Origin of the sequence: Micromonospora sp. NPDC005254 (genome assembly GCF_042872525.1) — a bacterium.
Taxonomy (GTDB): Bacteria; Actinomycetota; Actinomycetes; order Mycobacteriales; family Micromonosporaceae; genus Micromonospora.
This window is the reverse complement of record NZ_JBIAKM010000003.1, coordinates 627,632-648,999: the sequence shown is the minus strand read 5'-3', so window position 1 is coordinate 648,999 and position 21,368 is coordinate 627,632. Positions and strand designations below refer to the sequence as shown.

Genomic DNA, 21,368 nt, shown 5'->3' with positions numbered 1-21,368 from the left:
GACCGGCCGCGTCCGCTCGGCATAGCCACCGCCCCCGTGGGGTAGGGCTGGTGCGACCGGTGGTGCGAGCGGGCCGAGAGCCCCCGCCCGCGCCACCGGTCGCACCATCTGTCAGCCGCCCATGCCCTGCTTGAGCGCGGCGCCGATCTGCACCGCCCGGCGGGCGGTGAGGGCGCAGGCGCCCAGCGCCACCGCGTCCGGGGCGATCTCCCCGTTGTTGCTGGTGTGCGAGGCGCCGTACGGGTTGCCGGCGATGAACTGGCTGGAGTCGGTGTAGCCGGGGGGCACCACGACACCACCCCAGTGGTAGAAGACGTTGAAGAGCGAGGTCAGGGTGGTCTCCTGCCCTCCGTGCGAGGTCGCCGTCGAGGTGAAGCCCGCGTAGACCTTGTTGGCCAACGCGCCCTGCGCCCACAGCGGACCGGTGGTGTCGATGAACTGCTTCAGCTGGGCGGCGATCATGCCGTACCGGGTGGGGGATCCGAAGATCGCCACGTCGGCCCAGGCCAGGTCGTCGATCATCGCCTCGGGCACGTCCTGGGTCTCCAGGTGGTGCGCCTGCCAGCCGGAGTTGGAGCGGATCGCCTCGTCCGGCGCCAGCTCCCGCACCTTGCGCAGGCGCACGTCGGCGCCGGCCTCCCCGGCGGCCTCGCACGTGGCCTGCGCCATCTGGTACGTGATGCCGGTGGCGCTGTAATAGATCACCGCTACCTTGGTCTGGGCAGCCATCAGATTGTCCCCTTCTCGTCTCGGGTCAGCTCCCGCGACTACCCCCCAGGTGCGGTGACAAACGACGCCGACAGCGGCCTTCCGGTCGTCCGGGCTCAAGTTTTCCGCAAGTTCCCGGTCGTTGCGGCCCGGCCGCCCGCGCGGGCGGCCATCCTGATGCCATCGGTGCCGGCGCGATCCTGCCGCCGGATGGCACCGGGCGCCTGAACGGGGGATCGCGCTCCGCTGGCAACGACGCTGGCGCAGCGCGATCAGGGGCTCTTCCCGAACCTCCCGGCCGGGTGCGCTCAGTGGACCAGCGCCGCCATCAGCCGGTCCAACTCGCCGGCCGGGTCAGCGGTCAGGCCGGTGTGCACCGGGCCCGCCTGGATCATCGTGCTGCGGGGCGCGGCCAGCCAGTGGAACCGCTCACCGAGCCGCATCCGGGTCGCCGGCCCGTCACCGGAGCAGGTCCGGTCCAGGGAGTCGAGCACCGCGGCCACGGCCGGCAGATCGACGTCGGATGCCAGCGCGCGGACCCGATCGGCGTCCAGGTGCGTCCGCGCGGCCAGGAAGTCGCGCTGCTGGCAGTAGAGCAGCACCCCGACGTTGATCTGCTCGCCGCGCTCGATGCGGGGCACCAGCCGGATGAGGGCGTACTCGAAGGGATGCCTCACGCCACGCTCCCCGCCGGTAGCCAGTCCGTCGGGCGGGCGACCCGCCGAGACAGGTGCGCCACGTACGCCTCCCGCGCCGCGTCGGCCGAGTCGAAGTCGGCGGCGGTCAGCCACTGGGCCGGCACCAGCGCCAGCACCTCCCGCAGCAGCTCCGGGGTGACCCGGGGTGCCAGCTCCGCGTCGGCCTCGGCCAGCCGCGACGCGTACGGCTCCAGCACGTGATCGTCCGCGCGGTAGGCCCGGTGCACTGCGGCGTCGGCGCGCGGCCAGTTGTGGTGGAAGTACAGCGCGGCGCCGTGGTCGATGAGCCACAGCTCCCGGTGCCAGACCAGCAGGTTCGGGTTGCGCCAGCTCCGGTCGACGTTCTCCACGTACGCGTCGAACCAGAGCACCCGGGACGCCAGCACGGCATCGACCGGGTGTGCGACCGGGTCGAAGCCGAGCGCTCCCGGGAGGAAGTCCATCCCCAGGTTGGCGCCGCCGCTGTTGCGCAGCAGCTCCTGCACCTCCTGGTCGGGCTCGGCCCGCCCGATCACCGGGTCGATGTCGAGGACCACCAGCGGCGGCACCCGCAACTCCAGCCGGCGGGCCAGCTCACCGCAGATCACCTCGGCGATGAGCGCCTTGGGCCCCTGCCCGGCGCCGGAGAACTTCGCCACGTACGTGCCGAGGTCGTCGGCCTCCACGACGCCCGGCAGCGAGCCACCCTCGCGCAGCGGCGTGACGTAGCGGATGGCGTTGACCTGGCGGAGCACGTCGCCCACCCTACTGGGGCCCGGGTCGCGACCCGCCCCGCGTCGTCGAACGTGCTCCCCGTCGGGGCGGCCCGCGTCAGTCGAGCTTGTCGCGCAGCTTGTTGACCTGCGTCTGGAGGCGGTCCACCGCGTTCTCGTTGTTGACGAAGGTGGTGATGCCCGCGGCGAGGCCGAGGCCGATCAGCACCGCCAGGATGCTCAGCACCAGACCGCCGATCGACACCCCGCGGCCGGTCACCCCGGGTCGTTGCGCCATCTTGAGCCCGACGATGCCGAGGATGATTCCGATGATGCCGAGCACCAGCCCCAGCCAGGCGAGGATGGCGGTCAACACGCTGAACAGGCCGGCGACGCCGAACACCAGAGCGAAGGTGGCGGCCGCACTGGTCTTCGCGTTGGCTTCCCCCCGGTGGCTCCGAGACCCGGCCGGTACGCCGGCACCCCGGGCCGGCTCGCTTGCGGCAGTCATGAGACTCCCCCTCCGTACGCGCGGCTCGCGTACTTCCGGGGGGCCGCCTTCCCGCTGCTCAGGTGGTTATGCACACGAGGCACTGTCGGCCGGGTGCCCTACCCTGACGCAGCCACCTCCGGGAAAGGGAGTCCGATGACCACGGAACTCACCGCGTCCGAGGCGCTCGGTCTGCGGATGACGAGCCTGCTGTTGCGACCGCACCCGAGCATCCGGCCCGGCGCGGTGGCCGAGGTGGTCGAGTGGTTCGGCGCGATGCAGGCGCAGGATCTGGCGAGCGGGTTGTGGTCGCTGGGCGCCCGGTTGCCGGGGTGGACCAGGTCCGACGTGCAGGCGGCGCTGGAGCGCCGCGAAGCTCTGCGCACCTGGCCGATGCGGGGCACCGTGCACCTCGTTCCTCCCGCCGACACCCGCTGGATGCTGGAGCTGACCGGCGTCCGCTCGCTGGCCGGCGCCGCGGCCCGTCGAACGCAACTCGGGCTCACCGAGGCCGACGCGGACCGGGCGCTGGACGTGCTCGGCGCCGCGCTGGTCGGCGGGCGCCGGCTCACGCGGGCGGAGTGCCTGGCGGCCCTTCGCGCGGCGGGCCTGTCGACGGACGACCAGCGCGGCTACCACCTGCTCTGGTACGCGAGTGTGCGCGGGGTGACCTGCGTGGCGCCGAACGTCGGCACCGACCAGACCTTCGCCCTGCTCGACGAGTGGGCGCCGGAGCAACGCCACCTGGATCGGGACGAGGCGTTGGCCCTGCTCGCCCACCGCTACGTCCGCGGGCACGGGCCGGTCACCGCCCGCGAGTTCGCCGGTTGGAGCGGCCTCACCCTGACCGACGCGCGGCGCGGCCTGGCAGCCGCCGGCGAACTGCTGAGCACGGTGCTCGTCGACGGCGAGCCGATGCACGTGGACGCGGCGCTGTGTGACACGGCGTTGGCCGGTGCGCGCGCGTCGCAGGCCGACGTGCTGGCGCTGCCCGGCTTCGACGAGTACCTGCTCGGCTACCGGGACCGCACGCTGATGCTCGACCCCGCGCACCAGGCGGCCGTGGTGCCCGGCAACAACGGCATCTTCCAGGCGACCGTGGTCCGCGCCGGCCGGGTGGTGGGCGTCTGGAAGCGCACGCTCGGCCGGGCCGCCGTCACCGTGGCGATCCGGCCGCTGACGACGCTGGACGCCGGCGAGCGAGCCCGGGTGGAGCAGGCCCTGGGGCGGTACGCCGACTTCCTCGGGCTGCCCGCCCGCTACGACTGGTCGGCCTGAGGGCTGCTCGTCCCGGACCGGCGCGGGGCGGTCGATCGGGGACGCGCGGCGGTGAGGAGGTCGACGACCCGCGTCACCCTCGGGTCGGCGCGGATCTGCGCCACGGTCGCCGGCAGCGGCAGCCGCCAGTTCGGATACTCGTCGACCGTGCCCGGCATGTTGGGCTGGCGCACCTCACCCAGCACGTCGTAGAGGGAGACGCCGAGCAGTCGGGTGGGGCTGGCCGCGAGCGCCGCGTGCATTGCCACCACCACGTCGTCGTCGGGTGGGCCCGGCTCGCCGCCGGGCGTCGACCCCGGGTCGGCCGGCTCGGGCAGCAGCGCCTCGTCGCGCAGCATCGCCAGCAGCCGCTCGCGGTCGGCGGCGGCCCGGGCGCGCTCGACCGCCACGTCGGTGCCGAGCAACTTCAACTCGTCGCGGACACGGACGTGCTCCCCGGTCAGGAAGCCCGGCGCGGTGGGCAGGTCGTGGGTGGAGATGCTGGCCAGCGCGTTACGCGGCCAGCGGGCCGGCGGGACGAAGGTGCCGTCGTCGTCCCGGGCGAACCACAGCACGGTCGAGCCGAGCATGTTGCGCCCCCGCAGGCCCCGGGTCACGGCGGGTTGGACCGTGCCGAGATCCTCGCCGACCACCACCGCGCCGGCCCGGTGGGCCTCCAGCGCGAGGATGCCGAGCATCGCCTCGGCGTCGTATCGGACGTAGGTACCCTCGGCGGCGCCGGCGCCCGGCGGCACCCACCACAGCCGCCACAGCCCTGCGACGTGGTCGACCCGTAGGCCGCCCGCGTGCCGCAGGGTCCGCCGCAGCATGTCCCGGTACGCCGCGTACCCGGTCTCGGCGAGCCGGTCCGGCCGCCATGCGGCGAGGCCCCAGTCCTGGCCGAGCTGGTTGAAGTCGTCCGGTGGGGCGCCGACCCGCACCCCCCGGGCCAGGACGTCGGCGAGCTGCCAGCCGTCCGCGCCGCCCGGGTCGATGCCGACGGCCAGGTCGTGCACCACGCCGACCGGCATCCCGGCCGCCCGGGCCGCCGCGGTGACGGCGTCGAGCTGCTCGTCGCACAGGTGTTGCAGCCAGGCGTGGAAGGCCACCCGGTCGGCGAGCTGCCGACGCTGCTCGGCGACCGCCGGGGCGTCCGGGTGGTGCAGCTCCGCCGGCCAGGCACGCCAGTCGTTGCCGTGCCGCTCCGCCAGCGCGCACCAGGTGGCGAAGCTGGCCAGCGCCGGGTCCGCGGCCAGGTCGACCGGCTGGGCGTACGGGTGCAGCAGCTCCAGGGCGTGCCGCTTGGCGCTCCACACCTCGTCGTAGTCGATCAGGTCGCCGCGGTCGGGGCGCAGCGCGTCCACGACCGCCCGGGTCGCCGGGTCTGCCGCGGCGTACGCGGCGGTGTCACTGACGCGCAGGTAGAGCGGGTTGACGAAGCGCCGACTGGCGGGTGAGTACGGTGAGGCGGCCACCGGGTGCGCGGGTCCCACCGCGTGCAGCGGGTTGAGCAGCACCAGCCCCGCGCCCGTGGCACCGGCCCAGCCGGTGAACTCGGCCAGGTCGCCGAGGTCGCCCATGCCCCAGGAGCGTTCCGAGGTGAGCGCGTAGAGCTGGAGCATCCAACCCCAGGTGCGCGGCGGCACGGGCAGCCGACGGGGCACCACCACGAGCGTCGTCTCGCGGCCGGCGCAGCCCAACCGGTGCCAGCCCAGCGGCAGGTCCTCCGGCAACTCGCCGTCGACGTCGCGGCGGCCGCCGTCCTCCAGGGTCACCACGCCCGGGCCGGGCAGCGCCCGGGTTGTGCCCTGGGTCAGCACCACCGTCGCCGGCAACGCGGTCGAATCGACCGCGCGGGCGGCGGCGAGCGCGTCGGCCACGGCGGCTGGGCTGGTGGCGTCCACGCCGAGCAGGCCGAGCACGCCCACGACGGTCTCCGGTGCGACCTCGACTCGACGGTGCCGCCAGTCCTCGTACCAGGTGGACACGCCGTACGCCTTGGCCAGCGCGGCCAGTCGTCGGTCCATCCCGCCCCCCGCCTCACGATGCGACCTTCGACCACCTTGCCACGCCCACCCACCGACCGCAGCGCACCCTGCCCCCGCCGATCCTGCGGTTCCTGTCACGACACAGGGGACATTCGACCCAGGTCGACAACGGAGACTGCAAGATCGGCGGGACTGGCGGCGGGGTCGGGCCGTCAGTCGGCGAGCGCGCCGGCCGACCTGCCCTCGTGCAGGGTGAGGTTGCGGCCGTTGGTCGGATCGAACAGGTGGATCTTTTCCAGGTTGAACCAGACGCGGCGGGACTGTCCCTCCGCGACCGGCGACTCGGCCGACAACCGGGTGACCAGGTTGCCACCGGTGCCGGCGAAGTCGCCCCCGCCCGCGTCGGCGGCCAGCTCCTCCAACTCGGCGGCGCTGGCCCGCTCCCCCTCCACCGTGAAGTAGACGTACTTGTCCGAGCCCATCGACTCGACGATCTCCACGGGCGCCTCGAACTCCAGGCCCCGGCGGCGGGTGTCCTCGTCGACCAGCTCGGCGTCCTCGAAGTGCTCGGGGCGTACGCCGAGGATCAGCTCGCGGGGCGCGTCGGCCGCCTCCAACTCGCGGCGGACCCGGTCGCCGAGCGGCACCTCGCCCAGCGCGGTGTGCAGGCTGCCGTCCTGCACGGCGGCGTGCAGGAAGTTCATCGACGGGGAGCCGATGAAGCCGGCCACGAAGAGGTTGCGGGGGTGGTCGTACAGCTCCTGCGGAGGCCCGACCTGCTGGATCGCGCCACCCCGCATGATGACCACCCGGTCGCCGAGGGTCATCGCCTCGGTCTGGTCGTGGGTGACGTAGACGGTGGTGGTGCCGAGCTGCTTCTGCAACCGGGACACCACCGTGCGCATCTGCACGCGCAGCTTCGCGTCCAGGTTGGACAGCGGCTCGTCCATCAGGAACGCCTTGGGCTGGCGGACGATCGCCCGGCCCATCGCCACCCGCTGACGCTGCCCACCGGAGAGGTTGGCCGGCTTGCGGTCCAGCAGCGGCACCAGCTCCAGCACCTTGGCCGCCTCGTCGACCTTGGCGTTGATGGTCTCCCGGTCCAGCTTGGCCAGCCGCAGCGGGAACGCCATGTTCTCCCGCACGGTCATGTTCGGATACAGCGCGTAGGACTGGAACACCATCGCGATGTCCCGGTCCCGGGGGGCCTTGTCGTTGACCCGCTGGCCGCCGATGCGCAGCTCGCCGGAGCTGATGTCCTCCAGCCCGGCGATCATGTTGAGGGTGGTGGACTTGCCGCAGCCCGAGGGGCCGACCAGGATCACGAACTCGCCATCGGCGATCTCCAGGTCGACGTCCTGCACGGCGACGGTCCCGTCCGGGAAACTCTTGCTCACCTTGTCGAGCACGATGTCAGCCATGACTACTCACCTATCCCTTGACTGCGCCGGAGGTCAGGCCGGACACGATGCGGCGCTGGAAGAAGAGGACGAACAGGATGATCGGTACGGTGATCACCACGGCGGCGGCGCAGATCGCCCCGGTGGGGTCCTCGAACTGCGACGCGCCGGTGAAGAACGACAGCGCGGCCGGCACCGTGCGGGACCGCTCGGTGGAGGTCAGCGAGATGGCGAACAGGAAGTCGTTCCAGCAGAAGATGAAGACCAGGATCGCCGTGGTGAACAGGCCGGGCGCGGCCAGTGGCGCGATCACCCGCCGGAACGCCTGTGCCTGGGTGGCGCCGTCCATCTTCGCCGCCTTCTCCAGGTCCCAGGGGATCTGCTTGAAGAACGCCGACAGCGTGTAGATCGCCAGCGGCAGCGCGAAGGTGATGTACGGCAGGATCAGCCCCGGCCAGGTGTCGAAGATCTTGAGCTGCCGCTCGATCTCGAACAGGGGCGACACGAGGGACACCTGCGGGAACATCGCGATCAGCAGGGACACCCCGACCAGCAACCCCTTGCCGGGGAAGTCCAGCCGGCTGATCGCGTACGCGGCCATCGCGCCGAGCACCACCGCGATGAGCGTGGCGATCAGGGCGATGCCGATGGAGTTGATCAGCGCGCGGACGAACTGGTCGGTGTCGAAGATCGTCCGGTAGTTGTCCAGCGTCCACTCCCGGGGGATGAAGTTCCCGTCGGTGAGGGTGGCCGGCGTCTTGAACGACAGCGAGGCGATCCACAGCACCGGGACCATCGCGAAGACGACCACGAGGACGTCGAGCAGACCCCAGCGCACCTTCGCCCGGGTGGTGGTTTCGACAGCCATGTCAGCGCCTCTCCCCGTCGTCGCTGCCGGGGGCAGCGGTGCCGAACAGCTTCACGAAGACGAACGCGATGATCGCCACGGTGATGAAGATGAGCACCGACATCGTCGAGCCGATGCCGAGGTTGAGACCCCGGATCAGGTTGTTGTAGGCGAGCATCGACACCGACGAGGTCTCGTTGCCGCCGGCCGTCAACACGAAGATGTTGTCGAAGACCCGGAACGCGTCCAGGGTGCGGAACAGCAGCGCGACCAGGATCGCCGGCTTCATCACCGGCAGCATCACCTTGGTGAACTTCTGCCAGGCGGTCGCCCCGTCGGTGGAGGCGGCCTTGAGCAGGTCCTCCGGGACCAGCGCCAGCCCCGCCATCAGCAGCAGCGCCATGAACGGCGTGGTCTTCCAGATCTCCGCCAGCATGATGATCGCCAGCGAGCTGGCCCGCTCGGTGAGCGGCGCACCGTCGCTGAACACGTCCGCCAGGTAGCCGGTGCCGGGCGTCCAGGCGTACCGCCAGGAGAACGCGGCGACCACCGTGACGATCCCGTACGGGATGAGCGCCGAGGTCCGCACCAGGCCGCGCCCGACAAGCGTACGGTGCATGATCAGCGCCAGCCCCATGCCGAGCACCAGCTCGACGGCCACGGTGACCACCGTGATCAGCGTGGTCACCCCGAACGCCGTCCACCAGAACTCGTTGGTGAGCACGGTGACGTAGTTCTCCAGCCCGATGAACTCACGCTGGTCGGGAAAGCGCAGGTCGTAGCGCTGCAACGACAGCCAGACCGAGTAGATGATCGGGTACGCGGTCACCGCGACCATCACCAGCGCGGCGGGCGCGCAGAGCAGCCAACCGAGTCGCCGTTCGGCCTTCTTGTTCTCACTCAGCGGCGGCCTGCGACGGCCGCCCCGCTGGGTGGGGACGGTGGTGGCCCGTTCCGCCTCGGCGCTCACCTGCGCGCCGGCCGGCGTGGCGTTGACACTCACGGCAGGACCCCCTTGGACTGGAGGGCGTCGGCGATGGCGCCGCGCAGCTCATCGGCCGTCTGTTGCGGACGGATCGCCGACGGCGGCGACAGGATCGCCGACATGACGGTCGAGATGCTCTGGTAGGCCGGGGTCAGCGGACGGGTCGCCGGTTCCTTCAGCTCTTCGAGGATGGTGTCCTTCATGGGGTACGCCTCGGTCATCTCCGGCTCGTCGAAGACCGCCTCGATGGTCGGTGGCACGCCGTCGTTGATGGCGGAGAACTTCTGGTGCTCGGGGCTGCGCAGACACCGGGCCGCCTCGAACGACTGCTCCGGGTGCCGGGAGTAGGAGCTGACCGCCAGGTTCACGCCGCCGATGGTGACCTTGCTGGGGGTGTTCTCGTCGATGCCGGGCACCCGCGCCCAGCCGACCTGCTTGGCCAGCTCCGGGTTGGCCTCCTGCAACGCCGGGTAGACGAACGGCCAGTTCACCTGGAACGCGCCCGAGCCGGACTGGAACTCCAGCCGGACCGGGTCCTCGGTGGCGTTGCTGAACGACGGCGAGGTCACGCCCGACGTGGCGAACCGCTGCAACTGCTCCAGCGCCCGGACCGTGCCGTCGTCCATCACGGCCTTCTTGCCGTCGTCGGAGAGGACCTTTCCGCCGGCGCTCTCGGCCAGGGTGTTGTAGAGGACGACCAGGCCCTCGTACTGGGCGCCCATGGTGAGCACCTGGTACGGCTTGCCCTGGTCCTTGAGCTGCTGGGCGGCCGTGATCATCTGGTCCCAGGTGGTCGGCGGCTGCGGCACCAGGTCCTTGCGGTACCAGAGCAGTTGGACGTTGGTGTTCTTCGGCGCGGCGTAGAGCTTGTCCTCGTAGCGGGCGGTGTCCAGCGGCCCGGCAAGGGTGCCCTGCTCGACGTCGGACTTCTCCTGGCCGGTCCACTCGCGGATCCAGTCGGCGCTGGCGAACTCCTGGGTCCAGGTGACGTCCAGGCCGAGCACGTCCATGCCGGCGTCCTCGGCGGCGAGCCGGCGCACCATCTGCACCCGCTGGTCGTCGGCCTGCCGGGGCAGCACCCGGTAAACGATCTTGTATCGTCCCTGGGCCTGCGCGTTGCAGTCGTCGACCACCTTCTGCAGGTTCTGCTCCGGCGGGTAGTACAGGTTGATCGTCGGCGTACCGCCGCCACCGTCGTCGGCGCCGCAGGCGGCCAACGGCGCGACCAGCGCCAGCGCGGCGGCCGCGGCGCCAAGCCGGGCAGCCGGCCGACGCCGGTGTCGAGCCGTTTCGGGGTCCGTCATCGCTCTCCCCCTCTCTTCGGCGAGAAACCGGGGAGGGGCATCCGTGCCCCGGCGCACGGCGAGACCTTTCCGGGCCGATGAGCTGCGGAAATGACCAGGCCCGGATGCTCCGTGCGGCTACACTGCCCCACTCCCCGCGCCGCGAAACCTGCCCGCAACGGGCAAGACGAGCACCCCGCCCCGACCGACAAGCGTCAGCCCCGGGCTCGCGCCCAGGAGAGGAAGCGTTCGGTCATCCGTGTCGGCGGGTGGTCCGGGTGGAGTTGGGTGAGCTGGTGGGTCGCCTCGTTCATCAGGGTGCCGAGGTAGATCAGCAGACCCGTCCGGTCGGTCCGGTACTCCGTCAACAGGGTGAGCTTGGCCGGCTGGCAGGGCCACTCCCGGCCGCAATTGCGGCACCGCCACAGCGGACGCATGGCGACATGCGGGGTGGGCGGACGAACCACCATCACCACCACCGTGTCTCGTCGTGGTGGTCTGTCGGGCTCAGCACATCGGCCTCCTCGCGCATGGGGAAGGGGCCGCTCCCGCAAGGGGGGAACGGGAGCGACCCTCCGGGCGGAGACAGGGCTCAGCCAGGACGACTTCGGTCGAGGCATCGGCTACTCGGGCTCGCACGTCAGCTCCGTCGAGACGGGCGGGCGACCGCCCACGAAGGAGTTCATGCGGGCGGTCGACAACCACCACCGGACCGGCGAGCGCTTCCAGCGGATGCTGGAGCGGTTGGGCCGGCTCGACGCCGAACCGGCCTGGCTGCGTGAGTGGATCGAGTTCGAGCGGGAGGCGACCACGCTGCGCTGGTTCGAGTTGGCGTACGTGCCGGGCCTGCTCCAGACCGAGCGGTACGCCCGCGCCACGTTGGCCGGCGGCCGGTTCGACGCCGAGGACGTCGACCGCATCGTCGCGTCACGGCTGGAGCGGCAGGCGATCCTGCGACGCCCGCGCCCGCCGCAGCTCATCACCGTGCTGGACGAAGCGGTGTTGCGCCGGCCGGTGCTCGACCAGCCGGGCCTCATGCTCGAACAGTGCGAGCACCTGGTGGAGTTGGCGGCCCAGGAGCACATCCAGGTGCACGTCGTCCCGGTGGACGCGGGGATGTACCTGGGGTTGGCCGGTCAGTTCATCATCGCCGAGATGCCGGACGGCGAGCGGGTGGCGCACGCCGACAATCAGCTCATCGCGCAGTTCGTCGACACGTCGACCGACGTCGCTAAGCTGGCCAAGACGTGGGAGATCGTTCGCAACGAGGCCCTCCCCCGCCGGCAGTCAATCGAGCTGATCAAGGAAGTGGCGAAGTCATGGATGCCCTGACTCCACGCTGGCGCAAGTCGACCAGGTCCGGCGGCAACGGCGGTTCCTGCGTCGAGGTCGCCGACAACCTGCCGCGCGTCGTGCTGGTGCGCGACACCAAGGACCGCGACGGCGGGACCCTGCACGTCACCCCGAATGCCTGGAAGGCATTCATCGGTTACGCCAAACAGCGCTGACCGCGCACTCTCCCGGGCCAACGCGCCGCAAGATCCGCACAACATCCCGGACACTGCTGCGTCAGGGCCGCCGGGGGCAGCGACACCCGCGTCGACCCCCGCTCCGCGCGTTCGGACGCCGAGTCGATCTGGGTGAACCAGGTGCCCGAGCCTCGGGTCGGCAAGACACGCGTACACCTGGATCTGCGGCTGGCGGGGGCGGAGCCGGCGCCGCTGCTCGCGGCCGGCGCCCGGCTGGTCCGCGAACCCGACTGCGAGGTCGGCTGGTGGGTGCTGGCCGACCCGGAGGGCAACGAGTTCTGCGCCTTTCCGCCACGCACCACCGGGTGAACGACCCACTACCCAGCGCGGGCGGCGTCGACTAGCGTTTCCGTAGCGCCGCAGCCAGCGCGTTCGCCGCCGACGTCGACACGCCTCCGGCCGGCCCAGCCTGCCCGATCGGTTGGTTATCGCGGGAACGTCCCACCGCCGCTGCACCGGTTCGGCAGGATCGTCCCAATGAGGGAGGTGCCGTCGTGCAGGACACCCGCGCTCTCGCCCTGACCTTCGAGGTGAGCGGCCTGCCACCGGTCAAGACCGAAGCGTTGTCCATCTTCGCCGCCGGACACCGGCAGGCGACGAGGGTCCGCACCCTGCTCCAGGCCGCCTTGGGCGCGGCCCAGCGCACCGGCTGGACGCCGTTGCCCGGGCCGATCGAGGTGGACCTGGTTCTGCGCTGCCCGCCCGGGCACCGGACATCCGACGCCAGCACCCTGCTCGGCGGCGTCTGCGCGGTGCTGCAGAACAAGAAGCGGGTCTCCACCATCGGCCTGGCGCACCTCGGCGTCCTGGTGGATGTCGCCCTCTACGACGACGACCGGCAGATCCGCCGCTTGTCGTACCACGAGGAGCCGGCGGAGGACTTCTCGTACCAGGTGCGGGTAGCCGCCGTACCTTCCGGCGTTTGACCGACGGCCGCGGTGGGGTATCGCGGACGCCGACGAAGGGAGCACGATGTCGGAGCCACATGTCACGCTCGACCCGCGCGGGCTCGATCCCGTGCAGCAGAAGCTGCGCGGGCCGCTGGAGGACCAGCTGACCTCGGCTCTCCAGGCAGCCACCGACCGGATTCGCGCCGGCTACGCCGGCGAGCCGGTCGAGCAGGTGTGCCAGCGGCTGTTGGACGAGACCCGCTCCGGGTTGCATCCCGACATCGCGGCCGGGTTCAACCCGGACATGGACGAGTTCTGCCGGGTGGCGATCTCGATCGTCCGCGGCGGGTCCGACGAGCCGGACGCCCGCCCCACCGACGACGGCCGGCACCGCGCCTAGCGGGCCGGCACCGATCGCAGTGGCCGGGTCAGGACCGGGTCCGCAACTACCCGGTCCTGACGTCCGGCCGTCCGACGGGGAGCGGACAGGTCCGGCACCCACCGCGCGCGTGGGCGCGGCACGACGCCACGCGGCCCGGCGGGGAGGTCCGGCCGCCCTGCACTCAGCTCCACGGTGCCCACCCGCCGGACACCGGTGCGCCCCCGGTACACCCCGAAAGGCCGTGAGCGCCGGCCCAGGTTAGGCGGATCCCGACGGGGCGGACAAGCGTTGCGGGACCGTCCGGGACGTGACTGATCTCAAGGGGAAAAAGCGGCATGTGCGCGTAACGCGACCATGATCTTCGACGCTGTTCGGGTTCGACGGTCAGAAGTGCCGAAGCAGGTCCCGGAAGGCGGCCAGTCGCAGCACGCCGGTGTCGGTCGGGTCCAGCTCGTCGTCCTCCAACACCCAGGTGTTCTCGTTCGGAATGAACACCGCGTTCAGCCCGGCCGCCCGCGCCGGGAGGATGTCGGACTTCGGGGAGTTACCGATCATCCACGCGTCGGCCGGCTCGAACCCGTGCTCGCGGATGAGCCACCGGTAGGTGTCGACGTTCTTCTCGGCGACGATGTGCGCCGCGCCGAAGTGGTGCAGCAGCCCGCAGGCATCCAGCTTGCGCTGCTGCTCCTCCCGTTCGCCCTTGGTCAGCAGCAGCAGTTCGTGCCGGCCGGCCAACTCGTCGAGCGCCTCGGCGACACCGGGCATCAACTCCACCCGGTGCTCCACCAGCGCCAGTGCCAGCCGGTCGATCTCCTGGCGCTCGGCGTCGGTGGCCGGCCGTTCGCGCAGCCGCTCCAGGCACTCGGCGAGGCTGCGGAGGAAGACCTTGCTGCCGTACCCGTGCGCCACCGCGTTGGCCCGCTCGATGTCGTCGAGGATCGCCCGGGTCTCCGCCCGGTCCAGGGTGGGGTGGTCGAGCCAGGCCAGGAAGTCGTCGATCACCCGCTCGAAGACGACGTTGTTCTCCCACAACGTGTCGTCCGCGTCGAAGATCAATACCTGTGCCCGTCGACGGGCCGCCTGGTCCGTGGTCATGCCGGCACCTCCTCGCGATCATGCTCGTGCGGGACGCGAACTCTAGGGCATTGCGCCCCGGGCACCCAGCGAGTTCCCGTCCGCCGGGCAGGGCCACCACAGCAGCCTCTCCGTGATCATCGCCTCCCGCTCCTCCTGCGCCTCGGGGCGCAGCCGGCCGCCGCGGGTGAGCATCACGACGCCGTGCAGCAGGCTCCAGCCCACCTCGGCGAGGGTGTCCGGATCACGCCCCTGAGCCAGCGGGAGCAGGGCCGCCCGCAGCGCGGCGAAGACCGCCCGCGGCGCCGCCGGCACCCCGGCCGCGCCGAGGGCGAGGTCCGGGGTCAGCGCGAGCATCGCGTCGTAGACAGCTGGATTGGCGTACGCGAAGTCGAGGTACGCGTTCGCCATCACCGCCCAGGCCCGCTCCGGGAAGGGGTTGTCGGCGTGGGCGGCGGTCAGCTCGGCGGCCAGCTCGGCGAAGCCGTGCACCGCGACGGCGGCCAGCACCGCCTCCTGGTCGGCGAAATGCCGGTAGAGGTCGCCGACGTCCACGTTGGCCCGCTCGGCGAGCCGTCGGCCGTTCAGCCCCGTCCAACCCTCAGCCTCGGCCAGCTCGCGGGCGGCCGTGACGATGAGATGTCGCCGGTCCTCTTCGGTTGCCTCCTCGGCAGGTACGGACACGGGCCGAGCGTAACGACCAGCACTGTTCGTATCCGCCTCATGACAGATTGGTGACTGTTGCCTCCTCGGCAGATCGGCAGCCGAGGCCGCGCCGCACGAGTGAGCGCCGCTCCATGATCGTGCTCGATCCAGGATCGAGTCGCCTCACCACGCCACCGACACCACTACATCCTGGATCGAGCACGATCATGCGGTACGCAGGGCGGGGCGCGGCGGGCGGGGCGGGGCGCGGGTCAGCGGCGCAGGGTGAGGATCAGGTCGGCGATCAGGGCCGTCCAGCCGGTCTGGTGCCAGGCGCCCAGGCCGGCGCCGTTGTCGCCGTGGAAGTACTCCGGGAAGGCGATCAGGTCGCGCCAGTCCGGGTGGGTCTGGAACATCTGAGCGGCGCCGTAGATCGGCCGTCGGCCCCAGTCGTCCTGGGTGAAGAGCGAGATCAGCCGGGCGGACAGGTCGTCGGCGATCTCGTCCAGCGAGCGTTTCACCCCGGAGCGGGTCGGATACTCCACCTGGAGGTCGTCGCCGAAGAACGCCGCGTAGTCGCGTAGTGCGCTGATCAGCAGGAAGTTCGTCGGCATCCAGATCGGCCCGCGCCAGTTCGAGTTGCCGCCGAACAGGCCGCTCGTCGACTCGGCCGGCTCGTAGCCGACGGAGAACTCCTGCCCGCCCAGAGTGACCGAGAACGGCTTGTCCAGGTGCGCGCGGGACAGCGTCCGCAGGCCGAAGTCGGAGAGGAACTCGTCGGGGTCGAGCATCCGGGCGAGCAGCCGGACCACCTGATCCTGGCCGACCATGGACAGCAGCCGCTGCTGGCGGCCGTCCGGGCCGAGCCGGCGGGTGCCGATCACCTGGGCGTACTCGGGGCGGTTGGTGAGGAACCAGCGCAGCCGCGCGCCCAGCTCCGGCAGCCGGTGCAGGGTCTTGGCGGTGAGGCGGGTGGTGGCGGCCAGCGGCAGCAGCCCGACCACCGAGCGGACCTTCAGCGGCACCTTCGTGCCGTCGGCGAGGCGCAGCACGTCGTAGAAGAAGGCGTCCTCGTCGTCCCACAGCCCCTGCTCGTACGCGGCGGCGGCGATGTAGAGGAAGTGCTCGAAGAACTTGGTGGCGGTGTCCACCCAGGTCCGGTCATGTTCGGCCAGCACGATGGCCATGTCGAGCAGGTTGAGGGCGTACATGGCCATCCAGCCGGTGCCGTCGGACTGCTCCAGCACGCCGGCCACCGGCAGCGCCGCCGAGCGGTCGAACGGCCCGACGTTGTCCAGCCCGAGGAAGCCGCCCTCGAAGACGTTGTTGCCGCCGGTGTCCTTGCGGTTGACCCACCAGGTGAAGTTGAGCAGCAGCTTGTGCATCACCCGGCCCAGGAACTCGAAGTCCTTGCCGCCGTCGATCTCGAACACCTTGAGCGCCGCCCAGGCGTGCACCGGGGGGTTCACGTCCCCGAACGCCCACTCGTACGCCGGGATCTGCCCGTTGGGGTGCAGGTACCACTCGCGCAGCAGGAGCAGGATCTGCTCCTTGGCGAAGCCCGGGTCGACCCGGGCGATGCTCACGCAGTGGAAGGCCAGGTCCCACGCCGCGTACCAGGGATATTCCCAGGGGTCGGGCATGGAGATGACGTCGAAGCTGGTCATGTGCCACCAGGCGCTGTTGCGCCCGTGCCGGCGCCCGGCCGGCGGGGGCGACGAGCCCGGGTCGCCGTCCAGCCAGCGCTTGACGTCGAAGTGGTAGAACTGCTTGCCCCACATCAGCCCGGCGATGGCCTGCCGCGCCACCAGCGCCTCGTCCGCGGTCGCGGCCTCCGGGATCACGCCGGCGAAGAAGCGGTTCGCCTCGGCCCGCCGTGCCCACACCACGGCCTCGAAGCCGTCCCGGAGGTCGGCCGGGGGCGGCGGGGCGGCGGCCGGCGGCGACGCGGTACGGGTCAGCCGCAGCCGGATCTGGCGCTGGCCGCCGGCCGGCACGTCGAGCACGTAGTGCAACGCGCCCTTGGTGCCCTCGCGGGCCGGGTTGACCGTGGGGGCGCCGTTGACCACGTGGTCGTTGATGCCGTCCTTCGGGTACGGCGAGCGGCCGGGCAGCCCCCACAGCCGCTCGGCGTTGGTGTCGTTGTCGCAGAGCAGCGGCACCGGGCCGCCGTCGCCCTCCAGCAGCAGTTGGCCGAGCACCCGGTGCTCACCGACCAGTCGGGTGCCCTCCCCGGTCAGCCGAGGGATCCGGTCGCCGCCGGGCAGCCCCCAGGCCCAGGTGTTGCGGAACCACAGGGTGGGCAGCACGTGCAGGGTCGCCGCCTCATCGCCCCGGTTGGCCACGGTCACCACCATGCACAGGTCGGTCGGTGACGCCTTGGCGTAGTCGACGGTCACCGCCCAGTACCGGTCGTCGTCGAAGATCCCCGTGTCCACCAGCTCGTACTCGGTGTCGTCCCGGCCGCGCAGCGCGTTCACCGCGACGAGCTCGTCGTACGGGAAGGCGGCCTGCGGGTAGTGGTAGCGCCAGCGCATCCAGGAGTGGGTGGGCGTGGAGTCCTCGTACCACCAGTACTCCTTGGCGTCCTCCCCGTGGTTGCCGCCGTCGCCGCCGAGGCCGAACATCCGCTCCTTGAGGATCGGGTCCTTGCCGTTCCACAGCGCCAGGGCGAAGGCGAAGGTCTGTCGGTCGTCGCAGACGCCGGCCATCCCGTCTTCATTCCAGCGGTAGGCTCTGGACCGCGCATGGTCGTGCGGGAAGTAGTCCCACGCCGTACCGTGCTCGCTGTAGTCCTCCCGTACCGTCCCCCACGCCCGTTCGGACAGATAGGGACCCCATGCACGCCAGTCCTGCTCCCCCGAGTCGGCCTGGGCGAGCCGGAGCCGCTCAGCGTCGGGTGGCGAGGCGTCGGAGGACGATCGGTCAGTGATCACGTGCACATCTTTGACGCCGCCGAGGTACTTCACCACAGCGGCCATTCTCGTCGTGGCGTGTTACACCTCGGCGGCGGTGGAGGAAAGTTGATCGACATTCACTTCGGCCCGCAGGTCTGCGGCGATCTGACCAGCGCGTCCAGCCGGGAGTGGCTGGTGCCCGACGGCATCGGCGGGTACGCGATGGGCACCGTCGGTGGGCTGCGGACCCGCCGCTACCACGGTCTGCTGGTGGTGCCGGGCGAAACTCCCGCGTCCCGCCAGGTGGGACTCGTCAGCCTCGACCCGGCGGTCACCCTGCCGTCCGGCGCCCGGGTCCGGCTCGGCGCCCACGAGTGGTCCTCCGGCGTCGTCGACCCGCGCGGCTTCGAGCTGCTGGAGCGCTTCGACCTGGTCGACGGGCTGCCCCGGTGGCGGTGGCGGATCGGCGCGGTCGTGATCGAGCGGGAGCTGGCCATGCTGCCCGGCCGCTCCTGCGTGGCGGTCGTCCACCGGCTGGTCGCCGGCGGTCCGGTCCGGCTGGAGCTGTCGGCCGCGTGCACCTGGCGCGACGCGCACGGCGAGCGTCGGGCCGACGGCCCGACGCCGCAGGTCGAGGCGGTCGCGGACGGCGCGGTGGTCGAGGGCGCGTACCGGCTCGCCGGGCCCGGCTGGACGCCGGAGGGGCAGTGGTGGCTGGGCGTGCACCACCGCGAGGAGGCCACCCGGGGCCTGCACCCGGACGAGGACATCTGGTACGCGGGACGCTTCGCCGGCGAGCTGGAACGACCCGGCGACACGGTGTCGGTGCGGGCCTGGGCGGGCCGGCTGGACGAGGAGCCGCCGCCGGCCGCCGAGATCGTGGCGACGGCCCGGCGACGCAACCGGCAGGTGGTGGCCGCGGCGAAGCCGGCCGACGAGGTGGACGCGACGCTCGCGCTGGCCGCCGACGCGTTCGTGGTCCGTCCCGGCGGCGCGGCGATCGACGTGGTGGCCGGGTACCCGTGGTTCGGCGCCTGGTCGCGGGACACGATGATCTCGTACGAGGGGTTGTTCCTCTGCACGGGCCGGGCCGCCGAGGGGCGCGAGCTGCTGCGGGCGTACGCGGCGACGCTGTCCGAGGGGATGCTCGCCAACACGGCCGACACCGGGCGGGTGGAGTACAACACCGTCGACGGCACGTTGTGGTTCCTGCACGCGGTGAGCCGGCACGTGACGGTCACCGGCGACACCGATCTCGGTGACGAGCTGCTGCCGGCGCTGCGCACGGTCGTCGACGCGCACGTGGCCGGCACCCGCTACGGGATCGCCGTCGACCCGGCCGACGGGCTGCTCGCCCAGGGCGCCCCGGGCACCGCCCTGACCTGGATGGACGCCCGCGTGTACGGGGTGCCGGTCACCCCGCGCACGGGCAAGCCGGTCGAGGTCAACGCGTTGTGGATCAACGGGCTGGCCGGTCTCGCCGAGCTGACCGAGCTGGCCGGGCAGGACGCCGGCGAGCTGTGGCGGCGGCACGCCCAGGCGACCGCGTCGTTCCGGGACCGTTTCCCGTCCCCGACCGGCTGGCTGCACGACGTGCTGGACGCGCCCGCGCCGGCGTACCCACTCGGTGGGGCGGCCCTGCACGACGACGACGCCCTGCGCCCCAACCAGTTGCTGGCCTGGTCGTTGCCGTTCGCGCCGCTGGAGCCGGACGAGCCGACGCTGCGCCGGATCGCGGCCGGGCTGCTCACCCCGCTCGGGCCCCGCAGCCTCGCCCCGGACTCGCCCGAGTTCGTAGGTCGGCACCGGGGTGGCCCGGCCGAGCGCGACGGCGGCTACCACCAGGGCACGGTGTGGCCGTGGCTGCTCGGGCCGTACGTGGACGCCTGCCGCCGAGGCAAGATGTCAGTCGATGACGTATTGATCGGTATTGAGTCCCATCTGACCGAATATGGGCTAGGCTCGGTAAGCGAGACGGCCGACGGCGTCGCGCCGCACTCCGCGACCGGCTGCCCGTTCCAGGCGTGGTCGGTGGCCGAGCTGCTGCGGGTGCGCCGCAAGGGCCAGTAGCGCTTTACACGACCGCAACGGCGGTGTCTCCGCTGGTTATCTCGGCCCCGGCAGGATTGGCCCCGATCCAGACGCGACGGCGACACCGACTCCGGTGTCGGTCGGCGCGCGCCCGGGGACAACTCAAAGGGGGCCGCATGTCACCCGACGCCCACGTGATCGACATCCACCCCGCCCGTCAGCTGCGGGTGCTGATGCTGTCGTGGGAGTACCCGCCGGTGCTCGTCGGCGGCCTCGGCCGACACGTGCACGCCCTCTCCGTCGCCCTCGCCGCCGCCGGCCACGACGTCACCGTCGTCACCCGCCACGCCGACGGCGCACCCCTGGAGGAATACGCCGACGGCGTCCGCATCCTGCGCGCACCCGAAGACCCCGTCACCTTCCCCCTCGCCACCAGCTCCCTGCTCGCCTGGACCATGGCCTTCAACCACACCCTCACCCGCACCGCCCTACGCGCCACCCAGGCCGGCAGCTACGACGTCATCCACGCCCACGACTGGCTCGTCGCCCACACCGCGACCACCCTCGCCGAACACCTCGACCTGCCGCTGGTCACCACCATCCACGCCACCGAGGCGGGCCGGCACCAGGGCTGGCTGCCCGAGGAGATGAACCGCACCATCCACGGCGTCGAGCACTGGCTCAGCGGGTCCTCCACCCGGGTGATCACCTGTTCGGGTTACATGCGCGACCAGGTCAGCGCGCTGTTCGACGTGCCGACCGGGCTGGTCGACGTGGTGCCCAACGGGGTCGACGACCGGGCCTGGCGGGCCCGCCCGCGCGCGGTCGCCACGGCCCGCGCACGGTTCGCCGCGGACGGCCCCCTCGTCGGGTACGCCGGACGCCTGGTGTACGAGAAGGGCGTGCAGCACCTCGTGCACGCGGTGCCCCGGCTGCGCGAGCGGCACCCCGGCCTGCGCGTGGTGATCGCCGGCGACGGCCCGTACCGCCCCGAGTTGGAGGCCGAGGCCCGCCGCCTGGCGCTCGGCTCGACCGTCCGCTTCACGGGCTTCCTCGACGCCACCCAACTGCCGGCGGTGCTCGGCGCGACCGACGCGACGGTGGTCCCCAGCCTCTACGAGCCGTTCGGCATGGTGGCCCTGGAAGCGGCCGCGGCCGGAGCGCCGCTGGCGGTGGCCCGCACCGGCGGCCTCGCCGAGATCGTCGAGTCCGGCGTGACCGGTGTGACGTTCCCGCACAGCGACCCGGCGGCCCTCGCGGGCGCGGTCGACCAACTGCTCGATGACGAGGTCTTCGCCCGGCGGGTGGCCCGACGGGCCCGCAGCATGGTCGGCGAGCGGTACGGCTGGGCCAGCATCGCGGCCCGCACCGCCGCCACCTATGCCACCGCCCGTCGCGAACACGGCCCGCTCCAGGCCCGGCGGGCCGCCGCCCGACTGGCCGGCGGGCGTGACCGGATCGCCATCCCGGAGGGCAATCTGCTCGCCGCCGCCGACCACGCCGCCTGCTGAGCCAAGTCGGACGACCGATAGGTGACTTCCGATCCACTGGTTAGGGTGTACCCCGGACAGC

19 protein-coding genes and 2 pseudogenes are annotated in these 21,368 nt (G+C 71.9%); 8 read left to right on the top strand and 13 right to left on the bottom strand.

Annotation, left to right across the window (positions count from 1 at the left end):
• Positions 1-111 precede the first annotated feature (111 nt).
• The 4 genes from wrbA to ACFYPR_RS12650 form a co-directional block, all read right to left on the bottom strand.
• Entirely contained in the window at positions 112-729 is a 618-nt protein-coding gene (wrbA, locus tag ACFYPR_RS12665; protein ID WP_354860967.1) for an NAD(P)H:quinone oxidoreductase, read from the bottom strand.
• A 287-nt stretch (positions 730-1,016) separates the two neighbouring features.
• On the bottom strand, positions 1,017-1,385 hold the full coding sequence (locus tag ACFYPR_RS12660) for a DUF3037 domain-containing protein (protein WP_354860965.1): 369 nt from the start codon (positions 1,383-1,385) through the stop codon (positions 1,017-1,019).
• Positions 1,382-2,140, bottom strand: coding sequence for a HipA family kinase (locus tag ACFYPR_RS12655; RefSeq protein WP_354860964.1), 759 nt, complete (start codon positions 2,138-2,140; stop codon positions 1,382-1,384). Before ACFYPR_RS12655 ends, ACFYPR_RS12660 begins: the two co-directional genes overlap by 4 nt.
• A gap of 76 nt (positions 2,141-2,216) precedes the next feature.
• Positions 2,217-2,609, bottom strand: a complete 393-nt coding sequence (locus ACFYPR_RS12650; RefSeq protein ID WP_354860962.1) for a hypothetical protein — start codon at positions 2,607-2,609, stop codon at positions 2,217-2,219.
• 135 nt (positions 2,610-2,744) lie between these two features.
• Between ACFYPR_RS12650 and ACFYPR_RS12645 the strand changes: the two genes are divergently transcribed.
• Positions 2,745-3,866, top strand: a complete 1,122-nt coding sequence (locus ACFYPR_RS12645) for a winged helix DNA-binding domain-containing protein (RefSeq protein WP_387259878.1) — start codon at positions 2,745-2,747, stop codon at positions 3,864-3,866.
• Here the strand turns inward: ACFYPR_RS12645 and malQ are convergent.
• The 6 genes from malQ to ACFYPR_RS12615 all read right to left on the bottom strand — a co-directional run bounded on the left by malQ (position 3,848) and on the right by ACFYPR_RS12615 (position 10,818).
• Positions 3,848-5,872: a 4-alpha-glucanotransferase gene (gene malQ, locus ACFYPR_RS12640; protein WP_387259875.1), complete on the bottom strand. Its 2,025-nt coding sequence runs from the start codon at positions 5,870-5,872 to the stop codon at positions 3,848-3,850. The genes ACFYPR_RS12645 and malQ overlap by 19 nt on opposite strands.
• A gap of 173 nt (positions 5,873-6,045) precedes the next feature.
• Positions 6,046-7,254, bottom strand: a complete 1,209-nt coding sequence (locus tag ACFYPR_RS12635; protein WP_354860957.1) for a sn-glycerol-3-phosphate ABC transporter ATP-binding protein UgpC — start codon at positions 7,252-7,254, stop codon at positions 6,046-6,048.
• 10 nt (positions 7,255-7,264) lie between these two features.
• Positions 7,265-8,101: a carbohydrate ABC transporter permease gene (locus ACFYPR_RS12630; RefSeq protein WP_354860955.1), complete on the bottom strand. Its 837-nt coding sequence runs from the start codon at positions 8,099-8,101 to the stop codon at positions 7,265-7,267.
• Position 8,102: 1 nt separating this feature from the next.
• A complete protein-coding gene (locus ACFYPR_RS12625) occupies positions 8,103-9,083 on the bottom strand; it encodes a sugar ABC transporter permease (protein WP_354860953.1) in 981 nt (326 codons plus the stop codon).
• Positions 9,080-10,369 (bottom strand): ABC transporter substrate-binding protein, encoded by a 1,290-nt coding sequence (locus tag ACFYPR_RS12620; protein ID WP_387259872.1) that lies wholly within the window; start codon positions 10,367-10,369, stop codon positions 9,080-9,082. The genes ACFYPR_RS12625 and ACFYPR_RS12620 overlap by 4 nt, the downstream gene beginning before the upstream one ends.
• A 194-nt stretch (positions 10,370-10,563) precedes the next feature.
• Complete coding sequence (locus ACFYPR_RS12615) at positions 10,564-10,818, bottom strand: flavin reductase (protein ID WP_354860951.1); 255 nt, start codon at positions 10,816-10,818, stop codon at positions 10,564-10,566.
• Between the two features lie 103 nt (positions 10,819-10,921).
• On the opposite strand from ACFYPR_RS12615, the pseudogene ACFYPR_RS12610 reads away from it, so the two are divergent.
• The 5 genes and pseudogenes from ACFYPR_RS12610 to ACFYPR_RS12590 form a co-directional block, all read left to right on the top strand.
• Positions 10,922-11,680: pseudogene (locus ACFYPR_RS12610) on the top strand (helix-turn-helix transcriptional regulator); the annotation flags it as partial.
• Positions 11,668-11,856: a DUF397 domain-containing protein gene (locus ACFYPR_RS12605; RefSeq protein ID WP_387259869.1), complete on the top strand. Its 189-nt coding sequence runs from the start codon at positions 11,668-11,670 to the stop codon at positions 11,854-11,856. The pseudogene ACFYPR_RS12610 and the gene ACFYPR_RS12605, both read left to right, overlap by 13 nt.
• 108 nt (positions 11,857-11,964) lie before the next feature.
• A pseudogene (locus ACFYPR_RS12600) lies at positions 11,965-12,186 on the top strand (VOC family protein); the annotation flags it as partial.
• Between the two features lie 185 nt (positions 12,187-12,371).
• The gene (locus ACFYPR_RS12595; protein ID WP_387259866.1) at positions 12,372-12,803 is read left to right on the top strand and encodes a hypothetical protein; all 432 of its coding nucleotides are present in this window, start codon (positions 12,372-12,374) and stop codon (positions 12,801-12,803) included.
• A 46-nt stretch (positions 12,804-12,849) separates the two neighbouring features.
• Entirely contained in the window at positions 12,850-13,167 is a 318-nt protein-coding gene (locus ACFYPR_RS12590) for a hypothetical protein (protein ID WP_387259863.1), read from the top strand.
• 366 nt (positions 13,168-13,533) lie between these two features.
• Here the strand turns inward: ACFYPR_RS12590 and ACFYPR_RS12585 are convergent, their stop codons facing one another.
• From ACFYPR_RS12585 to ACFYPR_RS12575, 3 genes are all read right to left on the bottom strand, one after another.
• Positions 13,534-14,244: an HAD family hydrolase gene (locus ACFYPR_RS12585; RefSeq protein ID WP_354860946.1), complete on the bottom strand. Its 711-nt coding sequence runs from the start codon at positions 14,242-14,244 to the stop codon at positions 13,534-13,536.
• Between the two features lie 42 nt (positions 14,245-14,286).
• On the bottom strand, positions 14,287-14,907 hold the full coding sequence (locus ACFYPR_RS12580) for a TetR/AcrR family transcriptional regulator (RefSeq protein ID WP_387259860.1): 621 nt from the start codon (positions 14,905-14,907) through the stop codon (positions 14,287-14,289).
• 233 nt (positions 14,908-15,140) lie between these two features.
• Positions 15,141-17,849, bottom strand: coding sequence for a glucosidase (locus ACFYPR_RS12575; RefSeq protein ID WP_354860943.1), 2,709 nt, complete (start codon positions 17,847-17,849; stop codon positions 15,141-15,143).
• A gap of 42 nt (positions 17,850-17,891) precedes the next feature.
• Between ACFYPR_RS12575 and ACFYPR_RS12570 the strand changes: the two genes are divergently transcribed.
• Both ACFYPR_RS12570 and ACFYPR_RS12565 read left to right on the top strand, forming a co-directional pair.
• The gene (locus ACFYPR_RS12570) at positions 17,892-19,835 is read left to right on the top strand and encodes an amylo-alpha-1,6-glucosidase (RefSeq protein WP_354860942.1); all 1,944 of its coding nucleotides are present in this window, start codon (positions 17,892-17,894) and stop codon (positions 19,833-19,835) included.
• Between the two features lie 137 nt (positions 19,836-19,972).
• Positions 19,973-21,307, top strand: a complete 1,335-nt coding sequence (locus tag ACFYPR_RS12565) for a glycosyltransferase family 4 protein (RefSeq protein WP_387259857.1) — start codon at positions 19,973-19,975, stop codon at positions 21,305-21,307.
• Positions 21,308-21,368: the final 61 nt, after the last annotated feature.

Coding starts and splice junctions, on each gene's coding strand:
- ACFYPR_RS12605 (WP_387259869.1), top strand. CDS start 11,668: ATGGATGCCCTGACTCCACGCTGGCGCAAGTCGACCAGGTCCGGCGGC.
- ACFYPR_RS12590 (WP_387259863.1), top strand. CDS start 12,850: ATGTCGGAGCCACATGTCACGCTCGACCCGCGCGGGCTCGATCCCGTG.
- ACFYPR_RS12645 (WP_387259878.1), top strand. CDS start 2,745: ATGACCACGGAACTCACCGCGTCCGAGGCGCTCGGTCTGCGGATGACG.
- ACFYPR_RS12585 (WP_354860946.1), bottom strand. CDS start 14,244: ATGACCACGGACCAGGCGGCCCGTCGACGGGCACAGGTATTGATCTTC.
- malQ (WP_387259875.1), bottom strand. CDS start 5,872: ATGGACCGACGACTGGCCGCGCTGGCCAAGGCGTACGGCGTGTCCACC.
- ACFYPR_RS12565 (WP_387259857.1), top strand. CDS start 19,973: ATGTCACCCGACGCCCACGTGATCGACATCCACCCCGCCCGTCAGCTG.
- wrbA (WP_354860967.1), bottom strand. CDS start 729: ATGGCTGCCCAGACCAAGGTAGCGGTGATCTATTACAGCGCCACCGGC.
- ACFYPR_RS12635 (WP_354860957.1), bottom strand. CDS start 7,254: ATGGCTGACATCGTGCTCGACAAGGTGAGCAAGAGTTTCCCGGACGGG.
- ACFYPR_RS12630 (WP_354860955.1), bottom strand. CDS start 8,101: ATGGCTGTCGAAACCACCACCCGGGCGAAGGTGCGCTGGGGTCTGCTC.
- ACFYPR_RS12650 (WP_354860962.1), bottom strand. CDS start 2,609: ATGACTGCCGCAAGCGAGCCGGCCCGGGGTGCCGGCGTACCGGCCGGG.
- ACFYPR_RS12615 (WP_354860951.1), bottom strand. CDS start 10,818: ATGGTGGTTCGTCCGCCCACCCCGCATGTCGCCATGCGTCCGCTGTGG.
- ACFYPR_RS12575 (WP_354860943.1), bottom strand. CDS start 17,849: ATGGCCGCTGTGGTGAAGTACCTCGGCGGCGTCAAAGATGTGCACGTG.
- ACFYPR_RS12620 (WP_387259872.1), bottom strand. CDS start 10,369: ATGACGGACCCCGAAACGGCTCGACACCGGCGTCGGCCGGCTGCCCGG.